Annotated in this window: 15 protein-coding genes; all 15 read right to left on the bottom strand. The window is 54.9% G+C overall.

Going from position 1 to position 16,337, the window contains the following annotated elements; genetic code table 11:
- Positions 1-216: 216 nt before the first annotated feature.
- The 15 genes from cpoB to sucA all read right to left on the bottom strand — a co-directional run bounded on the left by cpoB (position 217) and on the right by sucA (position 16,224).
- Positions 217-1,020 (bottom strand): cell division protein CpoB, encoded by an 804-nt coding sequence (cpoB, locus tag ABLV17_RS15530; RefSeq protein ID WP_087860207.1) that lies wholly within the window; start codon positions 1,018-1,020, stop codon positions 217-219.
- Positions 1,021-1,029: 9 nt separating this feature from the next.
- A complete protein-coding gene (gene pal, locus ABLV17_RS15525; RefSeq protein ID WP_004859700.1) occupies positions 1,030-1,554 on the bottom strand; it encodes a peptidoglycan-associated lipoprotein Pal in 525 nt (174 codons plus the stop codon).
- A 34-nt stretch (positions 1,555-1,588) separates the two neighbouring features.
- On the bottom strand, positions 1,589-2,881 hold the full coding sequence (gene tolB / locus ABLV17_RS15520) for a Tol-Pal system beta propeller repeat protein TolB (protein ID WP_015367659.1): 1,293 nt from the start codon (positions 2,879-2,881) through the stop codon (positions 1,589-1,591).
- 130 nt (positions 2,882-3,011) lie between these two features.
- Positions 3,012-4,331 (bottom strand): cell envelope integrity protein TolA, encoded by a 1,320-nt coding sequence (tolA, locus tag ABLV17_RS15515; RefSeq protein ID WP_213317420.1) that lies wholly within the window; start codon positions 4,329-4,331, stop codon positions 3,012-3,014.
- A gap of 90 nt (positions 4,332-4,421) precedes the next feature.
- Entirely contained in the window at positions 4,422-4,850 is a 429-nt protein-coding gene (gene tolR / locus ABLV17_RS15510) for a colicin uptake protein TolR (protein WP_015367661.1), read from the bottom strand.
- Between the two features lie 3 nt (positions 4,851-4,853).
- Positions 4,854-5,546, bottom strand: coding sequence for a Tol-Pal system protein TolQ (gene tolQ / locus ABLV17_RS15505; protein WP_015704769.1), 693 nt, complete (start codon positions 5,544-5,546; stop codon positions 4,854-4,856).
- Positions 5,543-5,947, bottom strand: a complete 405-nt coding sequence (ybgC, locus tag ABLV17_RS15500) for a tol-pal system-associated acyl-CoA thioesterase (protein WP_004859689.1) — start codon at positions 5,945-5,947, stop codon at positions 5,543-5,545. The genes tolQ and ybgC overlap by 4 nt, the downstream gene beginning before the upstream one ends.
- A 160-nt stretch (positions 5,948-6,107) precedes the next feature.
- Positions 6,108-6,398, bottom strand: a complete 291-nt coding sequence (gene ybgE / locus ABLV17_RS15495; RefSeq protein WP_087860209.1) for a cyd operon protein YbgE — start codon at positions 6,396-6,398, stop codon at positions 6,108-6,110.
- A complete protein-coding gene (cydX, locus tag ABLV17_RS15490; RefSeq protein ID WP_004100325.1) occupies positions 6,398-6,511 on the bottom strand; it encodes a cytochrome bd-I oxidase subunit CydX in 114 nt (37 codons plus the stop codon). The genes ybgE and cydX overlap by 1 nt, the downstream gene beginning before the upstream one ends.
- Positions 6,512-6,526: 15 nt before the next feature.
- Positions 6,527-7,666: a cytochrome d ubiquinol oxidase subunit II gene (gene cydB, locus ABLV17_RS15485; protein ID WP_015367665.1), complete on the bottom strand. Its 1,140-nt coding sequence runs from the start codon at positions 7,664-7,666 to the stop codon at positions 6,527-6,529.
- 15 nt (positions 7,667-7,681) lie between these two features.
- On the bottom strand, positions 7,682-9,250 hold the full coding sequence (cydA, locus tag ABLV17_RS15480; RefSeq protein WP_015367666.1) for a cytochrome ubiquinol oxidase subunit I: 1,569 nt from the start codon (positions 9,248-9,250) through the stop codon (positions 7,682-7,684).
- Between the two features lie 791 nt (positions 9,251-10,041).
- The gene (gene sucD / locus ABLV17_RS15475; protein WP_015367669.1) at positions 10,042-10,911 is read right to left on the bottom strand and encodes a succinate--CoA ligase subunit alpha; all 870 of its coding nucleotides are present in this window, start codon (positions 10,909-10,911) and stop codon (positions 10,042-10,044) included.
- A complete protein-coding gene (sucC, locus tag ABLV17_RS15470) occupies positions 10,911-12,077 on the bottom strand; it encodes an ADP-forming succinate--CoA ligase subunit beta (RefSeq protein WP_015367670.1) in 1,167 nt (388 codons plus the stop codon). The genes sucD and sucC overlap by 1 nt, the downstream gene beginning before the upstream one ends.
- Positions 12,078-12,181: 104 nt before the next feature.
- Complete coding sequence (gene odhB / locus ABLV17_RS15465; RefSeq protein ID WP_020079338.1) at positions 12,182-13,402, bottom strand: 2-oxoglutarate dehydrogenase complex dihydrolipoyllysine-residue succinyltransferase; 1,221 nt, start codon at positions 13,400-13,402, stop codon at positions 12,182-12,184.
- A gap of 14 nt (positions 13,403-13,416) precedes the next feature.
- Entirely contained in the window at positions 13,417-16,224 is a 2,808-nt protein-coding gene (sucA, locus tag ABLV17_RS15460; protein ID WP_045381571.1) for a 2-oxoglutarate dehydrogenase E1 component, read from the bottom strand.
- Positions 16,225-16,337 lie beyond the last annotated feature (113 nt).

The following is a 16,337-nucleotide window of genomic DNA, read 5'->3' as shown; positions in this document are numbered from 1 at the left end:
AACCTGCGACCAATTGATTAAAAGTCAACTGCTCTACCAACTGAGCTAACGACCCACTCTGGCGTCGCTTTGGGCTTGTTCGATATCCCTTGGCAACGGCGGCATATATTACTGATTTCAGATTTCAGCGCAACTAAAATTTCGATAAAGATCACTTAACTGCTTGGGTTTCGTGCGACAAGACCAGAAATAACGCGATTTCTGGTCATGCCATAATCAACCCAGGGCGTTAAGGCGTTTTTGCGCTTGTTTCGCACCATCGGTGCCAGGGAATTTGCTGACCACCTGCTGGTAAACCGCTTTCGCTTTAGCGGTGTCACCTTTGTCCTGCATGATGACGCCGACTTTAAACATCGCATCCGGCGCTTTCGGGGATTTCGGATAGTTTTTCACCACCGAGGCAAAATAATATGCCGCATCGTCTTTTTTCCCCTTATTGTAGTTCAACTGTCCGAGCCAGTAGTTGGCGTTCGGCTGATAGGTTGAATCCGGGTACTTCTTGACGAAGTTCTGAAACGCCACCATCGCGTCATCCTGGCGGGACGAATCTTTAACCAGCGCAATAGCCGCGTTGTAATCGGTGTTGGCATCCCCGGTCATCGCAGGCGCCCCAGAAGAGGCCGCCGGCGCTGTACTGGCGGTAGCCGAACTCTGATCGCCAGAAGACGATGGAGCCTGCGTCTGCGCGCCTGCCGCAGCTGCTCCGCCACCGCTCGTCAGCCCGTCGATCTGTTGCAGAATCTGCTTCTGGCGTTCGACAATCTGATTGAGCTGATACTGATTTTCCTGAATCTGACCGCGTAGGGAATCAATATCGCTTTGGTTATCGGAGAGTTGTTGCTGGAGTTGGGTTAAAAGCTGGCTGTGAGCATTGGAAATACGCTCAAGTTGAGTGACGCGGTCTTCGACCGAGCCTGAGCCGACACTACTGATTGGCGCCTGAGCAAAAGCGGCCCAGGGGGCCGCTATGCCAACCAGTAACGACAGACTCAATAAATGATGTCTGAAGTTACTGCTCATGCAATTCTCTTAGTAAACCAGTACGGCGCGACGGTTTTTGGCATATGCCGCTTCGTCATGACCCAGTACGGCAGGTTTTTCTTTACCGTAAGAAACGATGGAAATCTGGTCAGCAGAAACACCTTTGCCCTGCAGATACATCTTAACGGCGTTAGCACGACGCTCACCCAGAGCGATGTTGTATTCCGGAGTACCGCGCTCATCCGCGTGACCTTCTACGGTCACTTTGTAGGACGGGTTGCTACGCAGGAAGTTAGCGTGCGCATCCAGCATTGCAGCGAAGTCAGAACGGATATCGTACTTGTCCAGATCGAAGTAAACGATGTTGTTCTGCTGCAGCTGCTGCATCTGCAGACGAGCTTGCTCTTCGGAAGACATGTTGCCGCCGTTAGCGTTAGCGTCCATACCAGTGCCGGCACCCAGCATGCCTTCACCGCTCTGGTCGTTGCTGGCGTTCTTGTTGGAAGAACACGCCGCGATTGCCATAACCGGCAGAGCGATCATCAGCCCTTTCAGCACTTTGTTCAGTTGCATTTCTTTGATTCCTTTAATAATCAATTATTTATTATCACAGATACGGCGACCAGGCAGGGAATTTTACCTGTCCATCAGTTGCCGGAAGACGCGCTTTGAAACGCCCATCTGTAGAAACCAGATTCAGCACGGATCCCATCCCCTGAGAAGAGCTGTAGATTACCATAGTGCCGTTAGGTGCCAGACTTGGCGTTTCATCTAAAAACGTTGATGACAGAACCTGTACACCACCCGCTTCCAGATCTTGCTTAGCAATGTGTTGCTGACCGTTGGCCGAGCTCACCATTACCATAATTTTACCATCAGCGCTGACGTCAGCATCCTGGTTCTGCGAACCTTCCCAGGTAATACGCTGCGGCGTACCGCCGTTGATGTTGACTTTATACACCTGAGGACGGCCAGCCTGGTCGGAAGTAAACGCCAGATTCTGGCTATCCGGGAACCAGCTCGGTTCGGTGTTATTGCTGCGACCGTTAGTCACCTGACGAATCTGGCCGGAGCCGAGGTCCATCACGTACAGGTTCAGGCTACCGGTTTTCGACAGTGCGAATGCCAGTTTGCTGCCGTCCGGCGAGAAGGCCGGCGCGCCGTTATGCTGCGGGAAGGAAGCAATCTGACGGACTGCGCCATTCGCCAGCGTCTGGACTACCAGCGCGGAGCGGCCGCTTTCGAAGGTCACATAGGCCAGTTTAGAACCGTCCGGAGACCATGCCGGCGACATCAGCGGCTGCGATGAACGGTGAACCAGGAACTGGTTGTAGCCATCGTAGTCAGAGACGCGCAGCTCATACGGGAACTGGCCGCCGTTGGTGCGAACCACATAAGCGATACGGGTACGGAAAGCGCCTTTAATCCCGGTCAGCTTTTCGAATACCGCGTCACTGGCAGTATGTCCGGCATAACGCAGGTACTGCTTGGTCACTTTGAAAGAGCCTTGCGACAGGATGGTACCCGGCGCACCGCCGGTATCAACCAGCTGATAGGCAACCTGGTAAGAACCGTCAGGGTTCGGCGTCACCTGGCCTACGACCACGGCGTCAACGCCCAGCGCAGACCATGCCGCAGGCTGCACTTCCTGAGCGCTACCCGGCTGCTGAGGCAGGCGCGAGCGATCCAGCGGATTAAACTTGCCGCTGTTACGCAGGTCAGCCGCTACCACGCCGCCAATATCTTCAGGCGCAGCGCCCGGGCCAGCCCACTGGAATGGCACCACACCGATGGGGCGCGCCGAGTCCACCCCCTGGGTGATCTCGATGCGTACTTCTGCGTGCAGCACCGCCGCCCACAGCATCAAAAAACCAAATGCTACTCGTAATGCCTGCTTCATCATATCTCCCTTATCCGGGCGGAAAGCCCACGATAATTTAGCAGAATGTTAACAAACCCAAATACACAAAACTACCAAAACCCTGTGACTACCATAGATTGTTTTTCCCCGCTTGCACGGGGAAAAACGATTACAGTTTAAAGTCTAGTGTGGCATTTTTTATTTTCTCATAAACAGCCTGACTTGGCGGTTTAGGAATACTCGCAGTACGTGCTGCCGTTAATGCCGCCTGACACAGCGCAGGGTCGCCTCCTTCAGAGGTGATATCCTTTAATGTGCCGTCAGGCCCAAGGTTGATATGCAACACGCAACGCTTGCCTTGATAGAGGCTGGCATCATACAGGCGGCTTTGAATAGCCATCTGTATTTGCTTTGCGTATGCGCTGATATCAGCTCCCGTTGCCCCGCCGTTGGCGCCAGAGGCACCGCTATCTTTCGATGGCTGGCCATTGCCTTTAGCTCCACCGCCGGCTTTCGGCGCATTCTTACCTGAGCTCAGGTCACCGAGCAGATCGTCAACACCGCTTGCTTCTTTAGCGGCAGCGGCTTTCTTGGCCGCGGCGGCCTTCGCGGCGGCGGCTTTGGCTGCTTTATCAGCCGCCGCTTTTTCTGCGGCGGCAGCTTTGGCGGCAGCGGCTTTTTCGGCTGCTGCGGCTTTTTCAGCAGCGGCCTTCTCGGCGGCTGCTTTTTCCGCGGCAGCTTTCTGGGCAGCGGCTTTCTCAGCGGCGGCCTTTTCTGCCGCAGCCTGTTTCGCCGCTTCCTGCTGGGCTTTCTTCTCGGCCTGCTGCTGCGCTTTCTTCTCTGCATCCTGCTGAGCTTTTTTCGCCGCTTCCGCTTCGGCTTTCTTCTGCGCATCCGCGGCGGCTTTGGCCGCTTCGGCTTCCGCCTGTTTCTTCGCGTCAGCGGCTGCTTTGGCTGCCGCCTTAGCGGCAGCCGCTTCCGCAACTTTCGCCTGGGCATCGGCCTTAGCTTTGGCATCAGCGGCGGCTTTAGCGGCATCTTCCTGCGCTTCTTTCGCCTGGGCATCTGCTTTCGCTTTTGCCGCGGCGGCAGCCTTAGCTGCGGCCTCTTCAGCCTGTTTCTGCTGTTCTTTCGCTTCTTTCGCCGCTTCCTGCGCCTGCAGACGTTCTTGTTCCATTTGCTTCAGGCGTTCCTGCTCGGCCGCCTGTTTTTCCCGCAGCTCTTCAGCCTGCTGCTGAGCCTGCTTTTCACGCTGCTCGGCCGCGCGACGCGCGCTGGACTGCTGCTGTTGCTGGCGGTTGTAGTTGTTGACTACCGCGCCAGGATCGACCATCACCGCATCAATGGACGAACCTCCGCCGCCGCCGGAAGTATCCAGATGCTCGTCGAACGAACTCCAGATCAGTAGCGCAATCAGAATGATGTGCAGCACTACTGAAACTATGATCGCTCGTTTAAGCTTATCGTTTTGTTCGGTTGCCTTTGACACTATCGGTTCCCAAAAACTGTTCGCCTGTTGCCGCTTAAAAGCAACGGCGGAATGCTATCGATATCCACCGCCGCTCGCTTTGCGGGCCGATTAAATAGGCTTGGTCATTAAGCCAACCGATTTAACCCCTGCGCTATGCAACAGGTTAAGCGCTTTAATAATTTCATCGTAAGGCACATCTTTCGCGCCGCCGATAAGGAACACCGTCTTCTCATTCGCTTCGAGTCGGCGCTTCGCTTCAGCAATGACCTGCTCCGGCGGCAACTGAGACAACGTTTCCTGACCGACTTTCACGCTGTACTGCCCTACTCCGGAGACTTCAACGATAACCGGTGGTTCATCGTTGCTTTTCACCGCTTGCGACTCCGTGGCGTCCGGCAGATCGACTTCCACGCTCTGCGTAATGATCGGCGCTGTCGCCATGAAGATCAGCAACAGCACCAACAGGACATCCAGCAGCGGAACGATGTTAATCTCGGACTTCAGTTCGCGACGTCCGCGTCCACGTGCTCTGGCCATGGCTTACCCCTTATTGCTTTCGCTGCTGGTAAACGCCTGACGGTGCAGAATGGCGGTGAACTCTTCCATAAAGTTGTCGTAGTTCAGTTCAAGTTTGTTCACGCGCTGGTTCAGACGGTTGTAGGCCATAACCGCCGGGATGGCGGCGAACAGACCGATTGCCGTGGCGATCAGCGCTTCCGCGATCCCCGGTGCAACCATCTGCAGCGTCGCCTGCTTCACCGCGCCGAGGGCGATAAAGGCGTGCATGATCCCCCAGACGGTACCGAACAGGCCGATATACGGGCTGATAGAACCCACGGTGCCAAGGAACGGAATATGCGTTTCCAGCGTTTCCAGTTCGCGATTCATCGAGATACGCATCGCGCGCGACGCCCCTTCGACAATCGCTTCCGGCGCATGGCTGTTGGCGCGATGCAGACGAGCGAACTCTTTAAAGCCGCTGTAAAAAATCTGCTCGGAACCGGCGAGACTATCGCGACGGCCCTGGCTCTCCTGGTACAGGCGAGACAGTTCAATGCCGGACCAGAACTTATCTTCAAACGCTTCGGCTTCGCGGCTGGCGGAATTGAGGATACGCGTTCTCTGAATAATAATAGCCCAGGAAGCGATAGAAAAACCAATCAAAATCAACATGATAAGTTTAACCAGAAGGCTCGCCTTCAGGAACAAATCAAGGATATTCATGTCAGTCACTGCTTAAACTCCGCGACAATAGACTTGGGAAGCGCACGAGGCTTCATTAAGAGTGGATCAACGCACACAATGAGAACTTCAGCTTCGTTCAAAACTGTATTCTCGGCGTTGACGATTCGCTGCGTGAAAACCAAAGAGGTGCCTCGCATCGAGGTAATTTCCGTCTGGATTTCGAGCATGTCGTCGAGTCTGGCGGGCGCAAAATACTCCAGCGTCATTTTGCGAACGACAAAGGCAACTCGTTCAGCCAACAGAACCTGCTGACTGAAGTGATGGTGGCGCAGCATCTCTGTGCGTGCTCTTTCATAAAAAGCGACGTAACTGGCGTGGTAAACCACACCACCGGCATCGGTATCTTCGTAGTAGACCCGGACCGGCCATCGAAACAGCGTTGTATTCACTTTACATCCCGGTAATGCAAAAAAAGAGTAGTGCTTTCAAACTTCGCTACTATACGCGCGGGAATCGTGGTTTGGAATGGGAGAAAGTAAACGGCGAGTAAATTTTTATGGGCTTATGCAAGCCCATGCGGTTAACAGACTTCTCTTATACTCTTATCTTTCAAAAGAAGAAAAAGATCAGGCCTGCGAAGAGAACGATATCAGCGATAAGCGGACAAAAAATCCCCTGCCAGTGCACGGCTTTCGGACGGAAGCCCACACCGTGAATGACGCCAGCGCACACCGCCCACATCAGCAAGAATCCATGCCAGATTTCAAGCTCGCTGGTCTTCGCCGCAAAGCGCGACGGATCCCAGAAGATGCAGCCTGCCAGCAGCAGCGCCAATAATAAGGAAAGCGCCCTTAACGGGCGCTTGTCCATTATCGCGTAAAGGGTCGCGATAATTTTCATCAATGCTCTTCTTTACCTGCTTTGGTGGCTTCCACGTGCTCAAGCGCCAGCGCGGTAATCACCCCAAAGGCACAGGCAAGCAGCGTTCCCAAAATCCATGCGAAGTACCACATATATAGCTCCTTACCTTAGTACAGCGAGTGGGTGTTCTTTTCGATGTCTTCGCGGGTAATGCGGCCAAACATCTTCCAGTAACACCAGGTGGTGTAGCCGAGGATAATCGGCACAAACACGATAGCCACGTAGGTCATCACATTCAGCGTCAGCTGGCTGGAGGTGGCATCCCACATCGTCAGGCTCGCATTCAGCATTGTGCTGGACGGCATGATGAACGGGAACATCGCGATACCCGCGGTCAGGATGATGCAGGCCAGCGTCAGCGAGGAGAACAGGAACGCCATGGCGCCTTTATCTGCTTTTGTTGACGCGACGGTCAGCAGCGGCAGCACCACGCCCAGGGCAGGAATAGCCCACAGCGCTGGCATATTGTTAAAGTTCACCATCCACGCGCCGGCTTCACGCGCCACTTCTTTGGTCAGCGGGTTAGACGGGCCGGTATGATCCAGCACCGATTTCACCACATAGCCGTCGATGCCGTAGTAGACCCAAACGCCCGCCAGCGCGAAGCAGACCAGCGTCACCAGCGCCGCCACCGTGGAGACGGTGCGGGTGCGCAGATGCAGTTCGCCTACGGTACGCATCTGCAGGTAGGTCGCGCCCTGCGTCAGGATCATCGCCACGCTGACGATACCCGCCAGCAGACCAAACGGATTCAGCAGCTGGAAGAAGTTGCCGGTGTAGTACAGACGCAGATACTCATCGATATGGAACGGTACGCCCTGCAGCAGGTTGCCGAAAGCCACGCCGATAACCAGCGGCGGCACAAAGCTCCCCACGAAGATGCCCCAGTCCCACATGTTGCGCCAGCGGGTATCTTCAATCTTGGAACGGTAGTCAAAGCCCACCGGACGGAAGAATAAAGACGCCAGCACCAGAATCATCGCCACGTAGAAACCGGAGAACGCGGCGGCGTATACCATCGGCCAGGCAGCAAACAGCGCGCCGCCGGCGGTGATGAGCCACACCTGGTTTCCGTCCCAGTGCGGGGCGATGGAGTTGATCATGATTCGACGCTCGGTGTCATTACGACCGAGGAAACGGGTGAGCATGCCCACCCCCATGTCGAAACCGTCGGCGACGGCAAAGCCAATCAGCAGAATGCCGATCAGTAGCCACCAGATTAAACGCAATACTTCATAATCGATCATTTGACGACTCCTGTCTTAGCGTGCCGACTGAATAGCCGCGGAGGACTGTTCAAAGTGATAGCGACCCGTTTTCAGGCTGCTCGGTCCTTTGCGGGCAAACTTGAACATCAGGAACAGTTCAGCCACCAGGAACAGCGTATACAGACCGCAGATCAGCAACATCGAGAAGATCAGATCGCCCGCGGTCAGCGACGAGTTCGCCACCGCTGTTGGCAGCACTTCACCAATCGCCCACGGCTGACGGCCATATTCGGCAACAAACCAGCCCGCTTCAACGGCAATCCACGGCAGCGGCAGGCCGAAGAACGCGGCGCGCAGCAGCCATTTTTTCTCGCCAATACGGTTGCGAATCACGGTCCAGAAAGAGGCGCCGATAATCAACAGCATCAGTACGCCGCACGCCACCATGATACGGAAGGCGAAGTACAGCGGCGCTACGCTCGGAATAGAGTCTTTGGTCGCTTTAGCGATCTGCTCTTCCGTGGCGTCAGCGACGTTCGGGGTATAGCGCTTGAGCAGCAGGCCATAACCGAGGTCTTTCTTAACATCATTGAACCGATCGCGAACCGCCTGATCGGTGGAGCCGGCGCGCAGCTGTTCCAGCAGCGCATAGGCTTTCATCCCGTTACGGATACGCTCTTCATGCTGCGCCATCAGATCTTTCAGGCCGATAACCGGCTTATCCACCGAGCGGGTAGCGATGATACCCAGCGCGTAAGGGATCTGGATGGAGAAGTGGTTGGTTTGCGCTTCCTGGTCGGGAATACCAAACAGGGTAAAGGCAGCCGGCGCCGGCTGAGTTTCCCATTCCGCTTCAATCGCCGCCAGTTTGGTTTTCTGCACGTCACCCATTTCGTAACCGGACTCATCGCCGAGGACGATAACGGAGAGGATAGCGGCCATACCAAAGCTTGCAGCAATCGCGAAGGAACGCTTAGCAAAGGCGAAATCACGGCCTTTAAGCATGTACCAGGAGCTGATGGCAAGGATGAACATCGCGCCAGTCACATAGCCGGAGGCCACGGTGTGGACGAATTTAACCTGAGCAACCGGGTTCAGGACCAGCTCGGAGAAGCTGACCATCTCCATACGCATGGTTTCAAAGTTGAAATCCGATGCGATCGGGTTCTGCATCCAGCCGTTGGCCACAAGGATCCACAGCGCGGAAAGGTTAGACCCCAGCGCGACCAGCCAGGTCACCGCCATGTGCTGAACTTTGCCCAGACGATCCCAACCGAAGAAGAACAGACCTACAAAGGTAGATTCGAGGAAGAAGGCCATCAGACCTTCAATGGCCAGCGGCGCACCGAAGATATCGCCCACATAGTGAGAATAGTAAGACCAGTTAGTCCCGAACTGGAACTCCATGGTCAAACCGGTTGCGACACCCAGAGCGAAGTTGATACCAAACAACTTGCCCCAGAACTTGGTCATATCTTTATAAATCTGTTTGCCGGAAAGGACGTAGACCGTTTCCATGATGGCCAGCAGGAACGCCATACCGAGCGTTAGCGGCACAAAAAGGAAGTGGTACATCGCGGTCAAGGCAAACTGTAAGCGCGACAGTTCGACTATATCTAACATCATGACTCCTTGCTCATCGCATGAAGACTCCGAGAACGAACCCAAAATTCAGGTTCATACGCATGCCCCAATACAAAATTATTTGCTCCCTGGTACGTTACTGCTCATCTGGCGATGAAACAGCGCCCTCGCAAAGGTTACAAATACGTTAACGAAAAAACCAAATGATTCTCTAATATATTACGCCGCAATAACCTTACAATAAATAGGATTTTATTGTTCCAGCTTTACATTTTTCGACGGTGATCAATATATAGCGAAAATGCCCTGAATAGGCCAATTTGATTTGCGACAATTTAACTTTTTTTGGGGATTTTTTCCAAGTATTAAGCATTGATATAAATCAATTTTTCCCGCCTATGTTAATTATGTGGCGCAATAAAGAATAACAGTGAAATTGATGTTAAAAATGTGTTTAAAGTCTGCCGCTAGCGGTTACTAAAAAGAGAGAGATGAGAATTATAGGTAATATAATTTTAACTTTGACCAATTTAAGGTAAGAAATGATGCGATCCTAATAATGTTAGACCGGTCACACTATTTTTCCCAATCGAAATGCAAAAAATAACGTCTGCGTTTTTCTGTTTATTTTCACATAAAATTAACCATCTCCCCTCCCCCGGAAAGCGGCGAGTGATTATTCCCAATAATATTCATCAAATCAATACAATAGCGTTTTTTAACGCAAGGGAGAGCCTGCGGCATGACGACAAGGCAAAAAAAAGGCCACCTGACGGTGGCCAACCATGTCGAAATCGGACATTAGTCTGCTCCTGAGGAGCAGTGAGGGTTTACTTGATGATTGCTTTCAGCGCTTCGCCGATATCCGCCAGGCTGCGAACGGTTTTCACACCGGCCGCTTCCAGCGCAGCAAATTTCTCATCAGCAGTACCTTTACCGCCAGCGATGATGGCGCCGGCGTGGCCCATACGCTTGCCTTTCGGCGCGGTAACGCCCGCGATGTAGCCGACAACCGGCTTAGTCACATGCTCTTTAATGTAAGCTGCCGCTTCTTCTTCCGCGCTGCCGCCGATTTCACCGATCATGACGATCGCTTCGGTCTGCGGGTCTTCCTGGAACATTTTCAGGATATCGATGAAGTTGGAGCCCGGGATCGGGTCGCCGCCGATACCGACGCAGGTAGACTGGCCGAAGCCATAGTCGGTGGTCTGCTTAACCGCTTCATAGGTCAGGGTACCGGAACGGGAAACGATGCCCACTTTACCCGGCTTGTGAATGTGACCCGGCATGATGCCGATTTTGCACTCGCCCGGAGTGATAACGCCCGGGCAGTTAGGGCCGATCATGCGAACGCCAGCTTCGTCCAGCTTCACTTTCACGGTCAGCATATCCAGGGTCGGGATACCTTCGGTGATGGTGATAATCAGCTTAATGCCCGCGTCGATAGCTTCCAGAATGGAGTCTTTGCAGAACGGCGCCGGAACGTAGATGACGGTCGCAGTCGCGCCGGTGGCTTCAACGGCTTCGCGCACGGTGTTAAATACCGGCAGGCCCAGATGAGTGGTGCCGCCTTTACCTGGCGTTACGCCGCCAACCATCTGAGTGCCGTAAGCGATCGCTTGTTCAGAGTGGAATGTACCCTGGCTACCGGTAAAGCCCTGGCAGATAACCTTGGTGTCTTTATTAATTAAAACTGACATTATTTCCCCTCCACTGCGGCAACAACCTGCTGTGCTGCGTCCGTCAGACTTTTCGCTGCAATAATATTCAGGCCGCTGTCAGCCAGTTTTTTCGCGCCCAGTTCGGCGTTGTTACCTTCGAGACGAACCACAACCGGTACGTTAACACCCACTTCTTCAACCGCGCCGATGATGCCGTCAGCGATCAGGTCGCAACGTACGATACCGCCGAAGATGTTAACCAGAACCGCTTTAACGTTGTCGTCAGAGAGGATGATTTTGAACGCTTCGGTCACGCGCTCTTTGGTTGCGCCGCCGCCAACGTCGAGGAAGTTAGCCGGTTCGCCGCCGTGCAGCTTAACGATGTCCATGGTGCCCATCGCCAGGCCTGCGCCGTTAACCATGCAACCGATGTTGCCGTCGAGGGCAACGTAGTTCAGTTCCCACTGCGCCGCCTGAGCTTCGCGCGGATCTTCCTGAGACTGGTCGCGCATTTCGCGCAGATCCGGCTGGCGGAACAGCGCGTTGCCGTCAGCGCCCAGTTTACCGTCAAGGCAGATCAGGTCGCCCTGCTTGGTGATAACCAGCGGGTTGATTTCGATAAGCGCCAGGTCGCGCTCCAGGAAGATGGTCGCCAGACCCATGAAGATCTTGGTGAACTGCTGAACCTGTTTACCTTCCAGACCCAGTTTAAACGCCAGTTCACGCCCCTGGTAAGGCATCGGGCCCGCCAGCGGATCGATAGCGATCTTGTGGATCAGGTGTGGGGTTTCTTCCGCCACTTTTTCGATTTCCACGCCGCCTTCGGTAGACGCCATGAACACCACGCGACGGGAGCTACGGTCAACAACCGCGCCCAGATACAGTTCTTTATCAATATCGGTCGCCGCTTCAACCAGAATCTGGTTTACCGGCTGGCCGTTAGCATCTGTTTGGTAAGTCACCAGGCGTTTGCCCAGCCAATGCTCAGCAAAAGCGCGAATCTCTTCTTTGCTCTTAACTACTTTCACACCGCCCGCTTTACCGCGGCCACCAGCGTGAACCTGACATTTCACTACCCACGGACCCGCGCCGATTTTTGAAGCGGCTTCTTCTGCTTCACGCGGAGTAGTACAGGCATAACCCACCGGCGCCGGTAAGCCATAGCGGGCAAAAAGTTGTTTTGCCTGATATTCATGTAAGTTCATGTGTTCAGTCCATCCTTCAGGTAATCGTTATCATGTAGCCGACACAATTGCAGGCCGATGATGTTTTTATTGGCCCGGGCAGACGCACCGGGCCATTGTGACTACTACACGTCCAGCAGCAGACGAGTCGGATCTTCCAGCAGCTCTTTAATCGCTACCAGGAAGCCTACCGATTCACGTCCATCGATCAGACGGTGGTCGTAGGAGAGCGCCAGGTACATCATCGGCAGAATTTCTACCTTGCCATTCACCGCCATCGGACGGTCTTTAATGGCATGCATACCCAGGATGGCGCTCTGCGGTGGGTTGATGATCGGCGTGGACATCAGAGAACCGAATACGCCGCCGTTGGTAATGGTGAAGTTACCGCCGGTCAGGTCATCTACGGTCAGCTTGCCGTCACGGCCTTTCACTGCCAGCTCTTTAATATTCTTTTCGATATCCGCCATGCCCAGCAGGTCAACGTCACGCAGAACCGGAGTCACCAGGCCGCGCGGCGTAGAAACCGCCATGCTTACGTCGAAGTAGTTGTGATAAACCACGTCGTCGCCATCGATGGAAGCATTCACTTCCGGGTAGCGTTTCAGCGCTTCAACCACCGCTTTCACGTAGAAGGACATGAAGCCCAGACGGATACCGTGACGTTTTTCGAACGCTTCGCCGTACTGCTTACGCAGATCCATAATCGGCTTCATGTTGACTTCGTTGAACGTGGTCAGCATGGCGGTAGAGTTTTTCGCTTCCAGCAGACGCTCGGCAACGCGTTTACGCAGACGGGTCATCGGTACGCGTTTTTCAGAGCGGTGGCCCAGTTGCGCAACCGGCGCCGCAGCAGCGGCTGGCGCTTTCGCTTCAGCTTTCGCCGGCGCGCTCGCCAGATGCTTCTCAACGTCTTCGCGGGTCAGACGGCCGCCAACGCCGGTGCCTTTAATCGCCGCCGCGTCGAGGCTGTGTTCAGCCAGCAGACGACGGATAGCCGGGCTAAGCGCGTCGTTGCTTTGCTCTTCCAGAGACGCTTGCTGACGCTGAGCCGGGGTGGACTCTTTAGTATCAGCTTTCGCATCAGCGGCTTTACCGGCGCTGTTGCCTTCACGCAGGCGGCCCAGAATCTGACGAGACAGCACGGTGGCGCCTTCGTCTTCCAGTACTGCATCCAGAATGCCGTCCGCTGATGCCGGTACTTCCAGTACCACTTTGTCAGTTTCGATTTCGACCAGAACTTCGTCGCGGACTACCGCGTCGCCCGGTTTTTTGTGCCAGGTGGCGACGGTTGCGTCAGCTACGGACTCAGGAAGGTCGGGAACCAGAATATCTACGCTACTCATTGTGTATCCTTTAATTAATCGACGTTCAGCGCGTCATTGACCAGATCTTGTTGCTGTTTCTGGTGAACGGACATATACCCTACCGCCGGAGAGGCGGAGGCCGGGCGGCCTGCATAACGCAGAGAGGCCCCAAATGGAACTACTTCACGAAGGTGGTGCTGGCTGCAGTACCATGCGCCCTGGTTGAGCGGCTCTTCCTGGCACCAGACAAAATCGTGGACGTGCGAATAAGCTTTCAGCGCTTCCTGCACCGCCTGATGCGGGAACGGATAGAGCTGTTCGATACGCACGATGGCGACATCTTTTTGCTCGTTTTTGCGGCGCTGTTCCAGCAGGTCGTAGTAAACCTTACCAGAGCACAGTACGACGCGTTTCACGGCTTGCGGATCGAGCTCGTCGATTTCGCCAATCGCCGGCATAAAGGTGCCGTTCGCCAGTTCGTCCATGCTGGAAACCGCCAGCGGGTGGCGCAGCAAAGATTTCGGCGACATGACCACCAGCGGACGGCGCATACCGCGCAGCGCCTGACGACGCAGCATGTGGTAAACCTGTGCCGGAGTGGACGGTACGCAAACCTGCATGTTCTGCTCAGCGCACAGCTGCAGATAACGTTCCAGACGCGCGGAGGAGTGCTCCGGGCCCTGCCCTTCGTAGCCGTGCGGCAGTAGCATCACCAGGCCGCACATCCGGCCCCATTTCTGCTCGCCGGAGCTGATGAACTGGTCAATCACCACCTGCGCGCCGTTGGCGAAGTCGCCGAACTGCGCTTCCCAGATGGTCAGAGTGCGTGGTTCCGCGGTGGCGTAACCGTATTCGAATGCCAGTACCGCTTCTTCAGACAGCACGGAGTCCCAGACGCGGAACTGGCCCTGGCCGTTGTGTACGTTCTGCAGCGGCGTATAGGTAGAGCCGTTGCTCTGGTTATGGATAACCGCATGACGGTGGAAGAAGGTGCCGCGACCGGAGTCTTCGCCGGACAGACGTACCGGAATACCTTCGTCAACCAGGGTGGCGTACGCCAGGTTTTCCGCCGCGCCCCAGTCGAACAGCTTCTCGCCCGCCGCCATCAACTGACGGTCGCCGTAGATTTTCGCTACGCGAGACTGCATCTCAACGCTTTCCGGTACCGTGCTGATGCGTTTGGCCAGCTCTTGCAGACGTTTTGGCTCAACTTTATCCGGGTAGCTCTCGTCCCACTCATGGTTGAGGTACGGAGACCAGGTAAAGGAGTGCATGTTCATCGGACGCCATTCCGCTACCACGCAATCGCCGGCATCCAGCGCATCGCGGTAGAGGTTAACCTGTTCGGTAGCGTCTTCCAGCGTCGCGACTTTGTCCTGCTCCAGCTTGTCAGCATAGATTTTGCGCGGAGTCGGATGCTTTTTGATTTTCTGGTACATCAGCGGCTGGGTTGCGCTCGGCTCGTCGGCTTCGTTGTGGCCGTGACGGCGGTAGCACACCAGGTCAATGAAGACATCGCGTTTGAAGGTATTACGGAAATCCAGCGCCAGACGGGTAACGAAAGCGACCGCTTCCGGGTCATCCGCGTTAACGTGGAAAATCGGCGCCTGAACCATCTTACCGATATCGGTGCAGTAAGGCGTAGAACGCGCATCCAGCGGGTTGGACGTGGTGAAGCCAACCTGGTTGTTGATAACGATGCGAACGGTACCGCCCACTTCGTAACCGCGCGCTTTGGACATGTTCAGGGTTTCCTGAACCACGCCCTGGCCGGCTACCGCGGCGTCGCCGTGGATGGTGATTGGCAGAACTTTGTTGCTGCTCGGCTCGTCCAGACGATCCAGACGGGCGCGTACGGAGCCGATAACCACCGGGCTTACGATTTCCAGGTGCGACGGGTTAAACGCCAGCGCCAGGTGAACCAGGCCGCCTTCGGTTTCCATATCGGAAGAGAAGCCCATGTGGTACTTCACGTCGCCGGTGCCGAGGTGTTCTTTATGTTTGCCCGCGAATTCGTCGAACAGATCCTGCGGTTTTTTACCCAGCACGTTAACCAGTACGTTCAGACGACCACGGTGCGCCATGCCCAGCACCACTTCACGGGTGCCGCTCTTACCGGCGTGACGGATGATCTCTTTGAGCATCGGGATTAACGCATCGCCGCCTTCCAGCGAGAAGCGTTTCGCGCCCGGGAATTTGGCGCCGAGGTAGCGCTCCAGGCCTTCCGCGGCGGTCAGTTCGCTCAGGAAGCGCTTTTTCTCTTCCGCGGTGAAGCTCGCTTTACCAGCTACTGACTCAATACGCTGCTGGATCCAGCGTTTTTCTTCAGTAGAGGTGATATGCATGTATTCCGCGCCGATGGAGCCGCAGTAGGTTTGCTTAAGCGCCGCAATCAGGTCGCCCAGCTTCATCGTATCTTTTCCGATGGCGAAAGAACCTACGTTATAGCTTTCCTGGAAATCGGCCTCAGTGAGATCGTGGTAAGCCGGATCGAGATCCGCCACTCTCTCTTGCTGCCACAGTCCCAGCGGATCGAGATTCGCCTGCTGGTGACCGCGGAAACGGTATGCGTTGATGAGCTGCAGGACTTTAACCTGCTTCACATTGGTATCAGGGTCGGATATCGAAGAAGTGTAACGTGAGGCATCCTTCGCCAGTCGACGGAAATAATCACGTGTTTTCGAATGAAATTGATCCGGTTTAACTCCGGTGCCAGGTAACTGCTGGAACATCGAACGCCAGTTGGCGTCAACAGAGTCAGGATCGGTTAAGAAGTCTTCATAGAGCTGTTCTATCCAGCTCTGGTTCGAACCAGAGAGGTAAGAAGAGTCCAGCCAGGCTTTCATTGCGCCGTTCTGCATCGTGATCCCTTAAGCATTTTTATGCTTATTTCGCCGTAGAAACTACCACGCACACCGAGTGCACGTGCCGGGGTTCACTTGTTGCGGACGAGTTGTGGTTTCTATCCGCTAAG

It is taken from the genome of Klebsiella sp. CN_Kp091 (genome assembly GCF_040065095.1).
GTDB classification, from domain to species: Bacteria; Pseudomonadota; Gammaproteobacteria; order Enterobacterales; family Enterobacteriaceae; genus Klebsiella; species Klebsiella aerogenes.
Note: the sequence above shows the minus strand (reverse complement) of the source record. Positions and strands in the feature narration are given on the sequence as shown.